Here is a 19790-nt window from a genome sequence, read left to right as displayed (position 1 = left end):
GGTACAATCATGGGCTTCCCGTCTCCAGCGCTCGACTATGCAGAGAAAAGCGTCAGTCTTGACGCAATGTGCATCTCAGTACCAGCCGCTACGTATCTTGTGCGAGCCGCGGATACACACTGGCATGCAGGAATTATGAGCGGAGCGATACTTGTAATCGACAGCAGCAAGCGCCCATGCGATGGATCGATAGTTGTCGGAACGGTGCAGGGTACTTTCAGGGTGCTGAGGTATAAAAAGTTCCCCGAGCCTCACCTGGAGGAAATCGACCGTCCGGAGAGGCAATTCTCGCTGCTGGATGATTTCGAAGATGACGGTGTGTTTGGCGTGGTGACGTGGATACTGAACGATGCCAGGAGTGGTGAGTTCGACGATGTGCCGGTGATGTGATGGGGCATGGGTGGGGCAGAAAGTTACCGCGAAACGATGTTAGTTCATGTCACTAAGCAAATCGTAACGCGGTAAGGTATTGGTAATTACCGCACTTCAATCCTATATCTAACCACTTCGAAAAAATAACCAATCCTTTCCAGGTGAAGATGAGTTGTAAAACGGGATTCCCTAATACCGGTAATAGCGTCACCACATCGTGGCTGCTTAGCGAACTGCCGATACCGAGCATGATGCCGCAGAACGACAGCAATGCCACTGGCAACATAAAGGTTTTGCCAAGGTTTTGAAAAAACTCCCAAAGCGTAATTTTTTGTGGTGTATTAGCCGCCATAACGACTCCTTGACCTTGGTTGAGAAATGAGTTGAGGTACAAAACGAAACGGATGATAAAACGTTTTACCTAATTTTATTGCGCGTCAAATCACAGATCAAAATCTCAGCACAGTGCTTAATATGCACATATAGGTTAAACGATTTATCAAGAATATTTACATCCTAAATAGGTCGAGTTGCATTAAGCTGGCGGATGAATGCATCACCGATGTGCGTCGCCAACAAAGTGGCGAATGGAAAAGTATGACGGGTAAAGTTTCATGGAGGTTTCGTCTCGTTGATGACAGCACAAGAGAAGAAAATAACAATTAATGAAGTTGCTGAGGCCGCCGGGGTTTCTGTTACCACGGTTTCTCTGGTACTCAGTGGCAAAGGGCGCATCTCAACGGCGACCGGGCTGCGTGTGAATGAAGCCATCGAAAAACTGGGATTCGTGCGTAACCGGCAAGCCGTTTCTTTGCGCGGCGGACAGAGTGGCGTTATTGGCTTGATCGTGCGCGACCTGTGTAATCCTTTCTATGCTGAACTTACCGCGGGCCTGACTGATGAGCTGGAAAAGCAGGGGAAACTGCTATTCCTGACGCAAAGTGGTGCTCAGGGTCAGCATATGCAGCGTTGCTTTGAGACTCTGGTTTCACAAGGCGTGGACGGCATTGTTGTTGCTGGTGCGGCAGGACAGGGCGCAGATATGCGTACCATTGCCGAACAGAAAAATCTGCCGCTGGTCTTTGTCTCCCGTGCCAGTTACCTCGACGATGCCGATATTATCAGGCCCGACAACATGCAGGCCTCGCAACTGGTGACTGAACATCTGATCAAACGTGGCCATCAGCGCATCGCCTGGCTGGGTGGTGACGGTTCTTCATTAACGCGTGCCGAGCGTGTCGGTGGCTATTGCGCAACCTTGCTGAAATACGGTTTGCCTTTCCATAGTGAGTGGATAATCGAATGCGAACCGAGCCAGAAGAAGGCAGCCGATGCGATAACCACGCTTTTGCAACATAACCCGACGATCACCGCCGTGCTTTGCCACAACAGCACAGTCGCGATGGGGGCGTGGTTTGGCTTACTACGCGCTGGGCGACAATGTGGTGAGGGAAGCATCGACAGTTATTACGACCAACACGTAGCACTGGCCGCGTTCGCCGAGGTGATGGACGATGAACTCGATGATTTACCGTTAACCTGGGTGTCGACACCTGCGCGTGAAATCGGCCGCAGCGCCGGGCAACGGATCCTTAAACGCTTACAAGACGACCACGAAGAAGTTCGCAGCCAGATAATGGCCGCAAGATTGGTGGTGCGGAAAAGCTAAACATCATTTTTATGATGGCTGTTGGCCAACGAGCGATGTCACTATCCCAAACGAAAAAGCCTCCCGAAGGAGGCTTCTACAGAGATAAAAACTAAATTTTACTGCTGCGGTACTGCTGGAATAGCTGGCGCTTCCAGTTCAGGCGCTGGAGCAACAGAGTCGTCTAAGCCTGGCATACCAAACATACCAACCAGATCACTTAGCGGCATTTTCTGCCCGTTCAGTGTCACTTGGCCATTGGCATACTGCAGGCTGGAAACCACCTTATTGTCTTCCATTGTGGTGACGCGGAACATTTGCCCCATCGCTGCGAGTCCTTTGATTTGCTGGTCGGCAAGTTTAGCGGCTTCGGCAGGCTGGTAACCTTCAAGCTGTGCAATTTGGGTCATAAACGCGGTTGCCATATCCACTGGGATAACCAGTTTGCTATCCAGCGATTTCACCACGCGGTTCAGTTGCTCTTCCGGCGTTGTTGGCTCGGTAGTGGTCAGTGCCGGGTCTTTCAGGAACAGCGAAAGGTTAAAGCTACTTTCACCTTTTGCATTCTTCCAGCTTAATGGTGCCACGGTAATCACGGGATTGCCTTTCAACAGCAGTGGCAGGTTAGCGGCAAATAGCTCGACCATTTTTTGCTGATAAACTTCTGGGTGCAGTGCGGTTGCTGGGTCAGCCAGCAGCTTTTGCGACTCAGCATTGTACTTCTGGCTCAGTTCGTGAACCGCAGCACCATCGAGGTTGCCGATTTTGATCGTCAATTTGCCGCTACCAATATCCAGGTTCTGCACTTTAAGTGAGTTCAGGGAGTAATCGATTTGGCCGGAAAGATGTTTTTTATCTTCCTGTAATTCGGATTTGGCATTGATATTAAAGCCTTCAAGCACGGCCATCTCTTTGCCTTCGATGGAAACAGCGAGTTTCTCGATAGACGCTTTTTGGCTACCAATACGCTCAATAAATTCGCTACGGCTGCTTTCACCTTCGGTTTTTATGCCGTTGAAGGTCAACTGTACGTGTTGGTCGTATTCATTAGTGGTATTAACCAGGCCGCTTTGCGCTTCACCGCTGACGGAAATCTTGTCTCCCTTGCCCTCGATATCCGCTTTAAACTTGCCGCCGCTAAAGGCGACTTTTTCTTCACCTTTCACGTAATCCAGTGGCAGCAAATCGATATCTGAAGAAGTATCACCGCTGTAGCCGATACGTGTTTGCGCATCAATAAACGACTGGCCTTTAGCAATATCGAACAAAGGTTTAGTCGTCGGATTATTCACAAGTGTGGTGTGAACGGATGCCATAGAAGGCAGCAGATTGAATTTTTTCAGCTGTGCGAAGGGGAATGGCCCGTGATCGATGGTTTCATTGAACACGATGCTTTGATCAGGTTTGAGAATAGTACTGGTCTTTCCCGCTGCTGGTTTGATAACCAACTGCATTGAGCTGTGGAACAGGCCACGATGATAGTCCTGGTAGCTTAGCGTTAAACCTGCTTCCGGCGAGACTTTGTTCAATTCGGTGTTAGCGTTACCCACCATCTCCGCCATGCGGCCTTCAAGCTGTTTTCCGGTGTACCAGGCTGTGCCAGTCCACACCACACCCAGAGCCACAATGACACCTACCGCAACCAGTGATTTTTTCATTCGATCATCGTCCATATTAAGTGCGTCTGCCGGTCGTCCTCCGGCAGACGATTGAAATGCCCGCAGGCATTTAAGAAACCTGTCTGGTGAAGCTTAGCAATCTATCCATAAAAAATCAGTAAGTTGCTTGTACTCACCCCACTTCAAACTGCATCTTCGTAGGCTACATTCACATTGAACTGGGTCTATACCTCATATTTTAGAATAGACGCGCGCCACACGGCCAACACCGCTGATAGAAACCGGTGATTCAACTGCTGCAATAAATGCAGACTCACCGGGCTTGAGTACCAGTTGCTGCTGGTCTTTACTTAATACTGCTTCACCTTCGGTACAGAAAATAATCGCTGCACTGGTTTGTGCAAGTGGGGTCTGTTGAGAGCTGAGATCGTGCAAAGAGAACGCAAAATCATCAACCGGAATAGGGAAGTCCAACTCACTTGCCAGTTTTACAGGTTGTGTCAGCAATTGAGCAGCAGGTTTTGGCTCAAACTTCACGTTTGCCACCAACTCTGGAATGTCGATGTATTTTGGCGTCAGGCCCGCACGCAACACGTTATCGGAGTTCGCCATCACTTCCAGCGCCACACCTTTCAGGTAAGCGTGCGGTGTTTCTGCGAACAGGAACATCGCTTCACCCGGTTGCAGTTTCACCACATTTAACAGCAGTGGTGAGAACAAACCGCTGTCGTCCGGGTAGAACTCAGAGATAACACGAATAGTTTCCCACGGTTCACCCTGTTGGTTGTTCAGTGCGGCTTTCAATACGCCCAATGCCAAGGATTTTTCATCGCCTTTCATGTTTAGCAAACTGGCAAAAAGCTGTGACAAACATTCAGCATTAGGCTCTTGCAAGAAGTGGGCGATGGCCGGATGTGCGCCTGAAACGGGTTGCAGCAGTGAAACAATATCGGCAAATTCGCGGAACGCGTTCATGGCAAGGAACGGTGTTAATGCAAAGACGAGTTCTGGTTTGTGGTTAGGATCTTTGTAGTTACGCTCGGCAGCATCCAATGGGATACCTGCTGCATTCTCTTTGGCGAAGCCTATTTCCGACGCTTTTTTGTTAGGGTGAACCTGAATAGAAAGGGGTTGATCGGCGCACAGCACTTTGAAGAGAAACGGCAACTCACCAAATCGCTCTGCAACGGCCTTGCCTAATAGTGCGGGTTTGTTAGCATCAATCACATCGCGCAGTGCCCGCGGCTGACCATTTTCAATAATTTTTGAGCTGCTTTTCGGGTGAGCACCCATCCAGAGTTCCGCCATCGGCAGGTTTTCAGGATTTTGCACGCCATAAAGTTCCGTTAACGCAGTTTGACTTCCCCATGCATAATTTTGCACTGAGTTAATGAGTTTTTGCATTATCAAGCCCTGTAGTAATGTAAACAAAGTTGCGGCTATTAAACCAATTATCTGAGATGAAGTAACCAGGGGATCAAAAAGTCGTATTAGTCTCAGTTTTTGTTAAAAATTTGTGTACCATATTTACCCGTCATACTTGATGCAACTCCTATTATTTAGGGTATGGCGCGTTCGTGAGCCAACAATTGATGTCGTAAGTGAGAGAACAATGTCGAATAAAGCCTTTCATTATCAAGAACCGTTCCCGTTAAAAAAAGACGAAACTGAATACTATCTGCTCAGCAGTGATTATGTTTCAGTGTCAGAGTTTGAAGGGCAGGAAGTCCTGAAAGTTGACCCTAAAGCCCTCACATTACTGACCCAACACGCCTTCCACGATGCCTCGTTTATGTTGCGCCCGGCTCATCAAAAGCAAGTGGCCGATATCCTTGATGACCCTGAAGCCAGCGAAAACGATAAGTATGTCGCGCTGCAATTCCTGCGTAACTCCGAAATCGCGGCGAAAGGCATTTTGCCAACCTGCCAGGATACCGGCACGGCGATAATCATGGGTAAAAAAGGCCAACGAGTCTGGACCGGCGGTGGCGATGAAGAAGCGCTGTCTCGCGGCGTCTACAACACCTTTATTGAAGATAACCTGCGCTACTCGCAAAACGCGGCGCTGGATATGTACCAAGAGGTGAATACTGGCACCAACCTGCCAGCGCAAATCGACTTGTACAGTGTCGATGGTGACGAATATAAATTCCTCTGCATCGCCAAAGGTGGCGGTTCAGCTAACAAAACCTATCTGTATCAGGAAACGAAGGCGCTGCTCAGTCCTGGCCGCCTGAAGGATTACCTGGTCGACAAAATGCGCAGCCTCGGTACGGCCGCATGTCCGCCGTACCATGTTGCGTTTGTGATTGGTGGGACTTCAGCCGAAGCCACGCTGAAAACGGTGAAACTGGCTTCCACCAAATACTACGATGGGCTGCCAACCGAAGGTAACGAACACGGCCAGGCTTTCCGCGATGTTCAGCTTGAAGAAGAACTGCTGATAGAAGCACAGAATCTGGGGCTGGGTGCGCAGTTTGGGGGCAAATATTTCGCCCACGATATCCGCGTTGTACGTTTGCCGCGCCACGGGGCGTCATGCCCGGTAGGCATGGGTGTCTCTTGCTCCGCAGACCGCAACATTAAAGCGAAGATCAACCGTGACGGTGTCTGGATTGAGAAACTCGAGCATAATCCTGGCAAATATATTCCGCAGGAACTGCGTCAGGCGGGTGAAGGTGAGGCGATTAAAGTCGATCTGAATCGCCCAATGAGCGACATCTTAAAACAGTTGTCGCAATACCCTGTCTCTACGCGCCTTTCTTTAAGCGGCACGATTATTGTGGCACGTGACATCGCTCACGCTAAACTCAAAGAACGTATCGATAACGGTGAAGGCTTACCGCAATACATCAAAGATCATCCGGTGTATTACGCAGGCCCGGCCAAAACGCCAGACGGTTATGCCTCCGGTTCATTGGGGCCGACAACCGCGGGCCGTATGGATTCCTATGTCGATCTACTGCAAGCCAATGGCGGCAGTATGGTGATGCTGGCGAAAGGTAACCGTAGCCAACAAGTGACGGATGCCTGCCATAAACACGGTGGTTTCTATCTTGGTAGTATCGGCGGCCCGGCGGCGGTTCTGGCGCAACAAAGCATCAAGAGCCTAACCTGCGTCGAGTACGCAGAACTGGGGATGGAAGCTATCTGGAAAATCGAAGTCGAAGACTTCCCAGCCTTTATACTGGTCGATGACAAGGGCAATGACTTCTTCCAGAAAATACACGCCTCGCAATGTACGCGATGCGTGAAGTAAATATCCCAAGCCGCTCATAAGGGCTAACACCGTTCACTTAAGCCAATGAATGAGGGGAAACACCGGGATTTGGTTCCCGGAGGGACGCCAAACCCGGTGGTCGCCCCGGAAATCTCATTCTTAAACTAACGGTGTTACCCATAAGGGCGGTTTTTTTACTCCCTTCATTCTTCGAGTTGCGTCCGTGTTGGCTGCACTCACTTACCCGAATCACTTACCTCAGTAAGCTCATCGGGATAAGCTCACTTGCTGCCTTGACGCATCTGGAATTATTTGGGGGTGCTCAAAATCTAAGGAGTAAGAAATGGCAACCGTTCGCAGTGAAAAAGACTCAATGGGCCCAATTGACGTTCCGGCAGATAAACTGTGGGGGGCGCAAACTCAGCGCTCACTTGAGCACTTCCGCATTTCCACTGAAAAAATGCCCACAGCATTGATCCAGGCGTTGGCGTTAACCAAGCGGGCTGCCGCCCAGGTCAATATGGACCTCGGCTTGTTGGACGCTACCCGAGGTCAAGCGATTATCGAAGCCGCCGATGAAGTGCTGGCGGGCGAGCATCCAGACGAGTTCCCGCTCGCTATCTGGCAAACAGGCTCTGGTACCCAGAGCAACATGAATATGAATGAAGTGCTGGCAAACCGTGCCAGTGAAATTCTTGGCGGCGTACGCGGTATGGAACGCAAAGTTCACCCGAATGACGACGTGAATAAGAGCCAAAGCTCAAATGACGTTTTCCCAACAGCCATGCACGTTGCGGCGGTGATTGCGGTTCGCGAACAACTCATCCCACAATTAAACGTGCTGAAAGCGACATTGCAAGGCAAGGCCGACGCTTTCCGCGACATCGTCAAAATTGGTCGTACGCATTTGCAAGATGCCACACCGCTAACCCTTGGCCAGGAGATTTCCGGCTGGGTAGCCATGCTTGAACACAATCTCAAACATGTCGAGAACAGCTTGCCACACGTTGCTGAGCTGGCCTTAGGCGGGACGGCTGTGGGAACAGGGCTGAATACCCATCCTGAATACGCGGTGCGCGTCGCAAAAGAACTGGCCGAATTCACTCGGCAACCGTTCATCACCGCCCCAAATAAATTTGAAGCACTGGCGACCTGTGATGCGCTGGTCCATTCTCATGGAGCATTAAAAGGGTTGGCCGCGTCGCTGATGAAAATAGCCAACGATGTGCGTTGGTTATCCTCAGGGCCGCGTTGTGGGATTGGTGAAATAGCCATTCCTGAAAACGAACCCGGTAGCTCAATTATGCCAGGAAAGGTCAACCCAACCCAGTGTGAAGCGATGACCATGCTGTGTTGCCAGGTGATGGGTAACGACGTGGCGGTCAATATGGGTGGGGCATCCGGCAACTTTGAGCTTAACGTTTATCGCCCGATGGTGATTCATAACTTCCTACAATCGGTGCGTTTGCTGGCCGACGGTATGGAAAGTTTCAACGAGCATTGTGCGGTGGGAATCGAACCCAATCACGACAGGATTGCGCAATTACTCAATGAATCGCTGATGTTGGTGACAGCACTCAACACGCACATCGGCTATGACAAGGCCGCCGAAATCGCTAAGAAAGCCCACAAAGAAGGGCTGACCTTGAAGGCATCAGCGTTAAAACTCGGTTACCTCACCGAAGACGAATTCGATGCCTGGGTGCGTCCGGAAGAGATGGTCGGCAGTATGAAACAGTAAGTTTTATCGCGCCTGCCTCTATTCTTCGCAATACAGATGCAGGCGCGGGATCACCAGCCGCAACGGTTGCGCATCCGGTTTATAGCGATGGCGAATATTATCCGCGTCATAATTCAGTAACTCCCCTATATCGGGCGGCATCTCGCCGTTGTCAGGATTACACAAGACCACCAGCGGTGAAGGGCAGGCATGCTGTACCTGTTTTTTGCGCTCCTGATACCAGGCGCGGGCCACAGGCTGCACTTTGACAGGGCGCTTGATTTTCAGACGCACTTTATCTGACAGGCGACTGATATCATTAAGTTCTCGTGTGATTTGTTCAGCCCACTGTTCACGGGTATACGGCGGCACCGCGCGATTAGCCTTCAAGCTATTTTCAAGTATTTCAATGATTTCACGTCTGGAATAGTTCTTGATGATTTGCTTATTCGCCCAGCCAAAATTGAGCGTGGTGGGGTTATCCAACAACGTGATAGTGCGATAAGCGTTGAGCGTGATGAGCCCTGGAAGCTGGCGGTGAACCCACTCAAACCGTTGTACGCTGGGTAAACCTGATTCCACACTAACAATGTTTTCAAACTCTTGTTTTCGCAGATTAATGCGCTGAATCAGAGCCAGAGTTTGCCCGCGTTCAATCTCATCAACCTGATAACAAACAGCACCAGGCAAGCGTACTGCGGCTTTGCTGCTGGTTTTCTCCGACTGTTGCTGGATAAATAATCGTGTGAAATGGGCCAGGGTGGCTTGATGCGCAGCGTGACTCAGCAATTGAGTGACGTCAATTGTCGTCACCGCATCATGTTCTTTCCCTTTGTCCACTGTGGGTAACGTGAACACACGTCCAACCAACAATCTGTAGCTATCGAGTTGCTCACGGAGCTGATGCAAATCACGCTCAAGTTCGCGAAATGTACTGTTCAAGCGCTCAATCAGATCATATTTTGCCATTTCATTACCCATTAGTTACAACATACTTAAGAATTTATAACACAGGGAGAGGAACCTGACCATCAGAGTCGTTAGGGTCAAGCAAGGGGAAGAAAGATTTTTAGCGGCGTGGTGTCACGGAGGCCAGGGCTAAAGGGGATTGCGTTTTGATAGGCCAGCTAAAGCGGAAGCGGGCCCCACCCAGCGCACCACTATCGACGACTACAGAACCTTCCATTGCCGTCGCGACAGAATGAACGATCGCAAGGCCAAGCCCACATCCACCAGTGGCGCGGTCGCGGCTGGGGTCGAGGCGAACGAACGGTTCAAATACCCGCTCGCGCTCTGCGGCTGGAATGCCTGGACCATCGTCCTCAACTTGTAAAATCGCGGTTCTGTTGTCGAGCCACAGACTGATTCGCAGCTTCTCTTTACTGTAGCGCAGCGCGTTATTGACCAGATTATCGGTCACTCGCTCCATCAGGCGCAGATCAATCAAGCCAAAATCCCCGTCTGATGGGGTTTCCAGCAGGATGTCGAGTTGAGGATGAATGATTCTGATATCAGCGATATGTTCATCAAGCCAGTGAGGGACATCCACACTGGCCAGTTGTAACTCTGTTTGCGGGCGGTCAAGGCGAGCGTATGTCAGCAGCTCTTCAATCAGCGCTTCTAACTGACCAATATCACGGTTTAGCGCCAGTGATTCAGTTTCCGTCAGGTTGTCACTCATCTCAAGGCGATAACGCAGACGCACTAGTGGCGTTCGTAGTTCATGAGCAATTCCGTCAATCAGTAGCTTCTTGCTGGCAATTTGTGCGTTGATGCTGTCGGCCATCTGGTTGAAGGCGACACCTAACCGTTCAAAACTTGAAGCGCTATCGAAATGGATACGTTCATCAAGATGCCCGTTACCCAATCTCTGCGACGCCGTTTCCAGTTTCAGCATGTCCTTCCAGTGGGGCCGCATCCAAATAAAGACCGGGAAGGCGAGTGAGATGGCAATAAATGCCATCAGTGCGACATCCAACAAGCGCATTTGATGCAAGAAAAAGAGATAGGGAATGGGGCCGACAGCAAGAACATAATGGCTGCGGGGAATACGCTGAATAAAAGTGTATTCGTCGTCGAGGGCGACAATTTCACCTGCTCGCAGATGATGCATGGTCATTTCATCGAGCTTGAACTTGTCCATAGGCTCGATGTGCAGCTTAAAGGATAAATTGAGGTCGAGGTCTTTGATGGTGCGGTTCCAGTCGCGAGGTGGGATTTCTCGTAACTCGCTGCGCATCAAATACAGCGAACTCTTCATTAAATCATCCAGCGACTGACGACCCGCACGCTCAGCGGTGAATTTGTACACCAGCCCAACCAGCATGGTCATCACCAGGAAGCAGACAAACAGCAAGAGATAGAACTGAATGAACAGCTTTTTCATCAGGCTTCACTTTCCCAGGCGTGTGGGGCAAACAGATAGCCTTTATTGCGTACGGTTTTGATTCTGAATGGTTCAGTGGCGCTATCGTAGAGTTTCTTTCTCAAGCGGGAAATCGCGACATCGACGCTGCGATCTAAGCCGTCATAAGTCACGCCGCGCAGGTTCTTAAGCAGAGCATCGCGGTCCATGATTTGCCCCGCATGAGTCGCCAGCTCCCACAGCAAATCGAAATCTGCCGTTGAGAGGGTAATATTTTCACTACCCAGTATCACCTGGCGATTTACCGGATCGATACACAACGCACCAAAGCGCATCGCTTTGTGAGGTTTGAGCGTATGAGTGCTGTTCTCGAAAGTATGTTGTGCAGATACGCGCTGGCGCAGATGAAGACGTAGACGGGCTAACAGAACGGCTGGTGGAGTAGTTTTAAGAATATAATCGTTTGCCCCCATTTCGAGCGACAAAATATGGTTCATATCGCTGTCCAGGGAGGTCAGTAAGACAATCGGGCCATCCCATTGCGGGCGTAAATCGCGGCATAACGTCATGCCATCTTTGCCTGGTAGCATCACATCCAGCAGCACGAGATCAGGTTGTTGTTGCGCAATAGTCGCTTCGGCGCAATCACCACGGCTTTCGACAATAACGTCAATGTCATGTTTGCCGAGGTAAGCGGCAATTAACGCACCGACTTCCGCATCGTCTTCTACATATACGATTTTGTTCATGGCCAGCACATTAAATCAAAAGGAAAACATACCCTGATTCAGGGGGTAACACCATATATGGCGGGTAAACAGACTCACCGAAGTGGGCGGCCTCCATCAACGGCATGTGTTCGGCCAGTGACGTAATGGCTACTGAGCAGATAATCAACAAGGGCAATAATTTCTTGCTCGCCGGGTGCGATTTTCATCAGTGATTTGTTGAGGGCCTTTTGGCGATATTGAGCATCGTCATGTTCGTTGAACATAATCATCGAAGGTGCTATCGCATTCACTTTAACAACAGGTGCCAACTTACGGGCAAATGAACGCGTCAGATTATCCAGTGCGGCTTTACTGGCGGCATAGGCAATATGTTTGTCGCTTCCACGTTCAACAATGTAGTCGGTGAAATGAATAATGTCGGCACTGGCATGGCCATGCCCGATGAGCAAAGATTCAAGGTGATGATTGAGCAAGTAGGGGGCATGAACGTGAATCTGGAGCATTGCCGTCAGAGTCTCGGCGGGCGTTGCATCGGATGACTCCGCAAGCCAGGCGCTGGCATTATGCAAAATGGCGCGCAGGCCACTGCATTGTTGCTTAACGGCATCAGCAAATTGTTCAATGCCGTCATTGGTTGAGAAGTCCCCGTACAAACAAATCGCACCGGCTTGCTCAAGCTCATCTACCGCCGCATAACGTGTGCGGTAGCTGATCATTACCGGTTGCTGTTGGGCCAGAAAGTGTCGAGCCAATGCCAGGCCAATTCGTTTACCCGCTCCGGTAATTAAAATTGGACGTGTGGACGTTGCTATTCCCATTGACTGCTCCTTATTATCTGACCCATTTTGTTGCGACGAAGTGAGTTATTTCACCAGCATCCACGTAGCCGGAAACGCAGCCACCAGCATCAAGACGATTACCGATTTTTCTTTAAAATTCAGTCCAATGTCATGGGTGTGCGTGCTGCGGGTGTACATAAACACTAATAAACCTGGCGCATACAGTACCACTGAAAGCAGTAAATGCATTGGGCCTGACGCGTAAAGCAGCCATAAACCATAAATACAGGCACCAAGACCAATTGCCTTATGCAGCGGGCGGGTGGAGATTTTCAGCAAATAGGCACCGACCAGGAAATAAGGCACCAGAATCATTTCTGAAGCAATGGTCAACAACGTGTTGTAATCCGAACCCGTCAACCAAATCAACACCAGGCAAATTTGTACGCTGATATTGGTGAGCCACAGGGACGCAGAGGGCGCATTGTTTTTGTTTTGACGCGCAAAAATCTTTGGAAAGGCTTTGTGAGTAGCGGCCAGGAATGGTACTTCAGCCGCCATAATCGTCCAGCTTAAATACGCACCGCACACTGAAACAATCAGCCCGGCGGCGATAATAATTTCACCCCAAGGCCCCATCATTTCAACCATCAAACCGGCCATTGATGGGTTGCGCATTCCGGCGAGTTCTGGACGTGAAATCACACCCAGAGAAAGCAATGTCACCAGCAGATAAACGCCTAATGCGGCAACCACCGCCAGCAATGTGGCGCGGCCAACATCATTTTTATTGCGCGCACGAGCGGAAACCACCACGGCCCCTTCAACACCAATAAATACCCATAGGGTAATAAGCATGGTGTTTTTGACCTGTTCCCAAACCGGAACGCCAAGCTCAATCCCGCTGAAATCGAGACTAAAGGTTGAGAGTTTGAAGGCCATCGCCGCCAGCACAATAAACAGGCCTAACGGCAGCAGTTTCGCCAGTGTGGCGACCATATTAATGCTGGCCGCAGTTTGTACGCCACGCAGCACCAGGAAGTGCACCATCCACAGCAAGACAGAGGCCCCGATAATCGACTGCCAGGTATTACCATCACCAAACAGGCGCAATTCTGGTGTATCGGTGAAGAAACTCAACGCCGAGAAAACGATAACCAAATAGGAAACGTTGGCGATGACCGCACAAAGCCAGTAACCCCATGCCGAAAAGAAACCGATCAGTTCACCAAAACCTTCGCGTGCATAAGTGAGGATCCCGCCATCAAGATCAGGACGCAAACGGGTTAACATCACCATGGCCAGAGCCAGCAGTAAAATGCCAACCCCTGTAATGACCCAGCCTAACAGCAACGCTGCCGGACTCGCCACACTCGCCATGTTTTGTGGCAGGCTAAACACACCCGCACCGAGCATTGAACTCAAAACCAATGCCGTTAATGCAGCGAGGCCAAGCTTCTTTTCCATTGCAGTCCTGTAAAATTCAAATTAGAGGCAGAATAATTATTATGCTTTTTTGCATAAAAATGGTGGGTAACACTAAGGCGCGGGATTTTACGGAGTGTAAGAGCTGCTTGCAATGGCATGAGCCACAAAATGCTCGGTGAAATAAAAAAAAGGGCACAAGGTGCCCTTTTTAGACGCAGTAACGGAGTTACAACTTACTTATACAAATCAGCGCTAATGGTCATGTTACCACCACGTTCTTCCCATTGACGGGTAATGTGGTAGTACTTCGCACCTTTCTTGGCGGCGCGTTTAGCCACCTGGTAAGAAATCTCAGTGCTGCTGCTGTAGTGACCTGTGAACTTCACGCTATCAAATGGAATCATTTGTGCGGCAGTTGTTTTATTCACTTCTTCGATTTTTGTCCCATCTGGCAGCGTTACAGTGTAACGACCACCTGTTGTGGTTTGTGTTTCGAAGAAACGACCGATATCAGAAGTCGGGGTGCTGGTTGTTGCAACGCCTGGGATCTCAACGGCAGCGGCAGCGGTGCCGCCTGCAGCCAGTGCAGCTTTACCGGCTTCGGAGTTGGCAGGAATGGCATCAGGGCTTTGCAACACACGTTTCTTGGCATCTTTTTTATAGATGAACGCGGTAATGCGCTGGTTGCCACCAGAGTTTGCGTCGATTTGACGAACGATAAAGAACGAGTCCGCCCCTTTTTCTTTAGCGACACGCGTAATGGCATCGTTAACTTCAGGCTGACTGCGATAAAAACCTTGGATTGTCACGGTATCGAATGGCTCAAGAGCATATGCTTGGTCTTTCGGTAATTCGGTAACACCGTTCATTACGCGGTAATTCTGTTTCTCAGCTTTAGGGGCATCATCATGATACACGTCTGCAACTACGCGCCAGTTACCGCTGCTGCCGGTATCGTTAGTGTCCAATACGTAGAAAGATGCCGCACCCATATTATCGGCACGTTTAGAAACAGACTTCACTGCTTCACCAATCGAGTTAAAACGGCCCGTGATGGTAATGCGATCAAAAGGTTTAAGAGCAGCTGCTTGATCTGGAGTCAGTTCCGTTGCTGCCTGAGCAGACAGCGTTGAAAGGGAAATCAGTGCTGACGCCAGAAGGGTAGTCTTGAGCTTCATAAAAATAATCCTTCGCCTTGCGCAAAATGAATACAAATACCGCATTCTCTGAGGGTTACCTGTTAGCCGCCGATTATGGCATTGAAACACTGCAACTGTCTGCGGCATTTTTCACTCAACAAATGTTGATTGCGGATTTTTTTCATAACAAAAATTTATAGGTCAATAAAAGAGTACTTTGACCAGTAAAACCGGTAAAGCTTACAACTTAATTAGTTAATGTAATGTTAAAAGTGCTATTTGCATTGGTTCAGAATCGTGAATTACGGCTCCGTTTAAGCGGATTATCAGGTCTCACAGAGGAATGTCAGTCAAAAAGAGCTGTCTGAAGTGCTGAATGCTCATCTTTTACGATTTTGATACAAATACTGAGATCCTGATCTAGATCACAGGCGTTATTTTCAGTAGGTTATAAAAAGTTTGTTACAGATGTATATCCGAATCATTTGAGTTGTATGAAGGCGACAAGATCGTAAGTCTCTATGAGCATAGCTGACTATGTGATTGGGGCACACGAGTGCAGTCAACGCGCTTGCGGCTTGAAGTATGAAGGATATTTTTCATTGAACGGGTAACGGAAATGACGATTGCCTTGTGTGCTAAACAGGCAACGTGTCTGAATTGCCATGGCAATGTCTGACAAACCATCAACAAAAAAATCAGATGGAAGGGAATACTATGCGTATTGGGGTACCAAAAGAGCGGTGGGCGGGAGAATCCCGTGTGGCAGCCACGCCAAAAACAGTGGAGCAATTGCTGAAGCTGGGTTTCACCGTCACGGTCGAAAGTGGCGCAGGCAAACTGGCAAGCTTTGATGACGAAGCGTTTGTACAGGCTGGCGCAACCATTTCAGAGACTGCTGACGTCTGGCAGTCTGACGTTGTTCTGAAAGTGAATGCACCGCAGGACAGCGAAATCGAACTACTGCGCGAAGGTTCTACGCTGGTGAGTTTTATCTGGCCTGCGCAAAATCCTGAATTGCTCGAAAAACTGGCCGCAAAAAACGTCACCGTAATGGCGATGGATTCCGTGCCACGTATTTCTCGTGCTCAATCTCTTGATGCTCTGAGCTCGATGGCAAACATTGCGGGTTATCGCGCAATTGTTGAAGCCGCTCATGAATTTGGTCGCTTCTTTACCGGGCAAATTACGGCTGCGGGTAAAGTGCCGCCGGCTAAGGTGATGGTTATCGGTGCTGGTGTTGCAGGTCTTGCAGCGATTGGCGCAGCAAACAGCCTTGGCGCAATCGTCCGCGCATTCGACACCCGTCCGGAAGTTAAAGAACAAGTGCAAAGTATGGGCGCTGAGTTCCTTGAACTGGACTTTAAAGAAGAAGCGGGCAGCGGTGATGGCTACGCCAAAGTCATGTCCGAGGCATTCATCAAAGCCGAAATGGAACTCTTCGCGGCGCAAGCCAAAGAAGTGGACATTATTGTCACCACCGCACTTATCCCAGGTAAACCGGCACCAAAACTCATCACGCGTGAAATGGTTGATTCCATGCAACCGGGCAGTGTGATCGTCGATTTGGCGGCACAAAACGGCGGCAACTGCGAATACACCGTGGCAGACCAAGTGACTGTTACGCCAAACGGAGTGAAAGTTATCGGTTACACCGATTTACCGAGCCGTCTGCCAACACAGTCTTCCCAGCTTTACGGTACCAACCTGGTTAACTTGCTCAAACTGCTCTGCAAAGAGAAAGATGGCAATACCGTGGTTGATTTCGAAGATGTGGTTATTCGTGGTGTTACGGTTATTCGCGATGGCGAAGTGACCTGGCCGGCACCTCCGATTCAGGTTTCTGCACAGCCGCAGGCTGCAGCAAAAGCTGCGGTACCTGTTGCCGAGAAGAAACCTGTGTCGCCGTGGCGCAAATATGCGTTTATGGCACTGGCGATCATTCTGTTCGGCTGGCTTGCGGATGTCGCACCGAAAGAGTTCCTCAGCCACTTTACCGTATTCGCGCTGGCTTGCGTGGTCGGTTACTACGTGGTGTGGAACGTTTCACATGCACTGCATACACCACTGATGTCAGTTACAAACGCCATCTCAGGGATTATTGTGGTCGGCGCATTACTGCAAATTGGTCATGGTGGCTGGGTTAGCTTCCTGAGCTTTATTGCGGTGCTGATTGCCAGTATCAATATTTTTGGTGGTTTCACCGTCACTCAGCGCATGCTGAAAATGTTCCGGAAGAACTAAGGGGTAACACATGTCTGGTGGATTAGTTACAGCAGCATACATTGTTGCCGCTATTCTGTTTATTTTCAGCCTGGCGGGGCTTTCAAAACACGAAACCTCTAAACAAGGTAACTTGTTCGGTATGGCCGGTATGGCCATTGCACTGGTTGCGACCATCTTCGGGCCTGAAACGGGCAACGTGGTGTGGATTATCGTGGCTATGGTGATTGGTGGTGCCATCGGTATTCACCTTGCGAAGAAAGTTGAAATGACCGAGATGCCGGAGCTGGTTGCCATTCTGCACAGTTTCGTGGGTCTGGCGGCGATTCTGGTTGGCTTCAATAGCTACCTTGATCACGCACCAGGACTTGAGCCGGTGATGGAGAACATCCATTTAACGGAAGTATTCCTCGGTATCTTCATCGGTGCGGTGACCTTCACAGGCTCTATCGTCGCGTTTGGTAAGTTGCGCGGTATCATCTCTTCCAAGCCGCTGATGCTGCCAAATCGTCACAAACTGAACCTGGCAGCGCTGGTCGTCTCCTTCGCTATGCTGATTATCTTCGTGCGTACCGAAAGTGTTGGCTTGCAGGTTCTGGCGTTGCTGGTGATGACTATCATCGCGCTGGTTGTGGGTTGGCACCTGGTGGCGTCGATTGGTGGCGCAGACATGCCGGTCGTGGTTTCCATGCTGAACTCCTACTCCGGTTGGGCAGCGGCAGCGGCAGGCTTTATGCTCAGCAACGACTTGCTGATTGTAACCGGTGCACTGGTCGGTTCTTCAGGTGCGATTCTGTCATACATCATGTGTAAGGCGATGAACCGCTCCTTTATCAGCGTTATTGCTGGCGGCTTCGGTACTGACGGTTCTTCTACCGGTGAAGGCGAAGAAGTGGGTGAGCACCGTGAAATCACGGCGGAAGACACGGCTGACCTGTTGAAAAACTCGACGTCTGTGATCATTACCCCAGGGTACGGGATGGCGGTGGCGCAGGCGCAATATCCAGTGGCTGAAATCACTGAGAAACTGCGCGCTCGCGGCATCAAAGTTCGCTTTGGTATTCACCCGGTTGCGGGACGTTTGCCTGGCCACATGAACGTTCTGTTGGCAGAAGCCCGCGTGCCGTACGACGTGGTTCTGGAGATGGACGAAATTAACGATGACTTCACTGATACCGACACCGTTCTGGTTATCGGCGCGAATGACACCGTTAACCCAGCAGCGCTTGAAGACCCACGCAGTCCAATTGCGGGTATGCCAGTGCTGGAAGTGTGGAAAGCACAGAACGTTATCGTGTTCAAACGCTCGATGAACACCGGTTACGCTGGGGTGCAAAACCCACTGTTCTTTAAAGAGAACACGCACATGCTGTTTGGCGATGCTAAAGCCAGCGTTGAAGCGATTCTTAAAGCACTCTAGTTTTTAACGAGTCGGCTTGCTAAAACCGCCTTTCGGGGCGGTTTTTCTTTGCTGAATTTGCCTCAAAAAAAAGCCCGTCGCACGGAAGTGGACAGGCTTTTTTATTTGCACGGAGCGTTAATCGTCTTCGTCGTCATCCAATTCTACTGGTGTTTGATAATCATCAGGTTTGAGAACCAGCAAATCACAACGCAAATGGTCAATAACTTGTTCAGCAGTATTGCCGAGGAATGCAGCGGATAGCCCGGTGCGTCCTATTGTGCCAAGCACTACGATACCTGCTTGCAGATGCTCTGCCAGATCGGGGATCACTTCTTCTGGCAACCCTTTCTCGACGTGAGTCATTTTCTCATCGATACCAAATTTCTGGCGCAGCGCTTTCATCGCCACCAAATGTTGACCGCGGATGGCATCGTTATAAACACTTGGGTCAAAATCAGGGAGTTCGATGGCGATATTAATCGGGGTTATCGGGTAGGCACCCACGAGGTGGACTTCGGTGTGGTTAATATCTTCGGCGAGGCGAATAGTCTCTTTAACCAACTTCTCATTGAGCGCATTGTGATACAGCTCTTCACTTGCCAGGTTGACCGCGACGACCGCTCGTCCACCTTCAGGCCACGGTTTTTCGTTAACCATCCATACCGGGCTTGGGCACTTACGAAGCAAATGCCAGTCAGTTGGGGTGAAAATGACCGCTTCCAGTTTATCGTGCTGGTGCGTCATTTTGAGCACCAGATCGTGTCCACCGCTGATCACTTCCTGAATAATCGCCTCGAAGGGACGATTATGCCAAACCACTTTAATTTCAATAGGGACGCCCGAATCGATGTAGTACTGGGCTTGTTCTTTAATCCAGGCAGAACGCTGGCTAATGACGCCTTTGCGCATAGCAGTACGTTCATCTGGTGACAGCAGGGTGGTCATCTCGTAGGAAAAATCATAGATAGGCAGAAAGGCTTTGATCCTGCCACCAATCCGTTGATGCAAATAAACGGCACGCCGAAGGGCGGGTTGATCGTCCTGATTGGGATCTATAGCGACTAGCATGTTTTGATATTTTGCCATACAGGTCTCCTTACAACTGCTTAACCACAGTCTGTTAAGTAAGATTAACCTATATGTG

15 protein-coding genes and 1 pseudogene are annotated in these 19790 nt (G+C 49.9%); 6 read left to right on the top strand and 10 right to left on the bottom strand.

The annotated features are described in order from the left end of the window. Positions 1–390 (top strand): S24 family peptidase (locus VJY99_RS10820; protein WP_414641585.1); only part of this gene is annotated, 390 nt, incomplete at its 5' end. Between the two features lie 139 nt (positions 391–529). Here VJY99_RS10820 and VJY99_RS10815 read toward each other — a convergent pair. Continuing rightward, positions 530–724, bottom strand: a pseudogene (locus VJY99_RS10815) (PTS sugar transporter subunit IIBC); the annotation flags it as partial. A gap of 282 nt (positions 725–1006) precedes the next feature. Between VJY99_RS10815 and VJY99_RS10810 the strand changes: the two are divergent. Continuing rightward, positions 1007–2041 carry a Mal regulon transcriptional regulator MalI gene (locus VJY99_RS10810; protein ID WP_324118301.1) on the top strand — a complete coding sequence of 345 codons (1035 nt, stop codon included), beginning with the start codon at positions 1007–1009 and terminating at the stop codon, positions 2039–2041. Between the two features lie 98 nt (positions 2042–2139). On the opposite strand, the gene VJY99_RS10805 is transcribed toward VJY99_RS10810, so the two are convergent. Both VJY99_RS10805 and manA read right to left on the bottom strand, forming a co-directional pair. Continuing rightward, positions 2140–3678, bottom strand: a complete 1539-nt coding sequence (locus VJY99_RS10805; RefSeq protein WP_324118299.1) for a YdgA family protein — start codon at positions 3676–3678, stop codon at positions 2140–2142. Positions 3679–3870: 192 nt separating this feature from the next. Further along, on the bottom strand, positions 3871–5043 hold the full coding sequence (gene manA / locus VJY99_RS10800; protein WP_324118297.1) for a mannose-6-phosphate isomerase: 1173 nt from the start codon (positions 5041–5043) through the stop codon (positions 3871–3873). A 208-nt stretch (positions 5044–5251) separates the two neighbouring features. Between manA and fumA the strand changes: the two genes are divergently transcribed. Beyond that, a complete protein-coding gene (gene fumA, locus VJY99_RS10795) occupies positions 5252–6898 on the top strand; it encodes a class I fumarate hydratase FumA (protein ID WP_324118295.1) in 1647 nt (548 codons plus the stop codon). A gap of 304 nt (positions 6899–7202) precedes the next feature. After that, complete coding sequence (gene fumC, locus VJY99_RS10790; protein WP_324118292.1) at positions 7203–8600, top strand: class II fumarate hydratase; 1398 nt, start codon at positions 7203–7205, stop codon at positions 8598–8600. 18 nt (positions 8601–8618) lie between these two features. Here fumC and tus read toward each other — a convergent pair whose 3' ends face one another. The 6 genes from tus to ydgH form a co-directional block, all read right to left on the bottom strand. Continuing rightward, complete coding sequence (gene tus, locus VJY99_RS10785; RefSeq protein WP_324118291.1) at positions 8619–9548, bottom strand: DNA replication terminus site-binding protein; 930 nt, start codon at positions 9546–9548, stop codon at positions 8619–8621. A 100-nt stretch (positions 9549–9648) separates the two neighbouring features. Beyond that, positions 9649–10965, bottom strand: a complete 1317-nt coding sequence (gene rstB / locus VJY99_RS10780; protein WP_324118290.1) for a two-component system sensor histidine kinase RstB — start codon at positions 10963–10965, stop codon at positions 9649–9651. Next, positions 10965–11693 carry a two-component system response regulator RstA gene (gene rstA / locus VJY99_RS10775; RefSeq protein WP_324118289.1) on the bottom strand — a complete coding sequence of 243 codons (729 nt, stop codon included), beginning with the start codon at positions 11691–11693 and terminating at the stop codon, positions 10965–10967. Before rstA ends, rstB begins: the two co-directional genes overlap by 1 nt. Before the next feature lie 74 nt (positions 11694–11767). Then, the gene (folM, locus tag VJY99_RS10770) at positions 11768–12493 is read right to left on the bottom strand and encodes a dihydromonapterin reductase (protein WP_324118288.1); all 726 of its coding nucleotides are present in this window, start codon (positions 12491–12493) and stop codon (positions 11768–11770) included. A gap of 45 nt (positions 12494–12538) precedes the next feature. Continuing rightward, a complete protein-coding gene (locus VJY99_RS10765; protein WP_324118287.1) occupies positions 12539–13921 on the bottom strand; it encodes an amino acid permease in 1383 nt (460 codons plus the stop codon). 194 nt (positions 13922–14115) lie between these two features. Beyond that, on the bottom strand, positions 14116–15060 hold the full coding sequence (ydgH, locus tag VJY99_RS10760) for a DUF1471 family protein YdgH (RefSeq protein WP_324118286.1): 945 nt from the start codon (positions 15058–15060) through the stop codon (positions 14116–14118). A gap of 678 nt (positions 15061–15738) precedes the next feature. Between ydgH and pntA the strand changes: the two genes are divergently transcribed. Both pntA and pntB read left to right on the top strand, forming a co-directional pair. Beyond that, entirely contained in the window at positions 15739–17265 is a 1527-nt protein-coding gene (pntA, locus tag VJY99_RS10755) for a Re/Si-specific NAD(P)(+) transhydrogenase subunit alpha (protein WP_324118285.1), read from the top strand. A gap of 10 nt (positions 17266–17275) precedes the next feature. Then, positions 17276–18664 (top strand): Re/Si-specific NAD(P)(+) transhydrogenase subunit beta, encoded by a 1389-nt coding sequence (gene pntB, locus VJY99_RS10750; protein WP_324118284.1) that lies wholly within the window; start codon positions 17276–17278, stop codon positions 18662–18664. Between the two features lie 117 nt (positions 18665–18781). On the opposite strand, the gene uspE is transcribed toward pntB, so the two are convergent. Continuing rightward, positions 18782–19732 (bottom strand): universal stress protein UspE, encoded by a 951-nt coding sequence (gene uspE, locus VJY99_RS10745; RefSeq protein ID WP_324118282.1) that lies wholly within the window; start codon positions 19730–19732, stop codon positions 18782–18784. Positions 19733–19790 lie beyond the last annotated feature (58 nt).

The sequence above is a fragment of the Buttiauxella sp. genome (genome assembly GCF_035271705.1).
Classification (GTDB): Bacteria; Pseudomonadota; Gammaproteobacteria; order Enterobacterales; family Enterobacteriaceae; genus Buttiauxella.
Note: the sequence above shows the minus strand (reverse complement) of the source record. Positions and strands in the feature narration are given on the sequence as shown.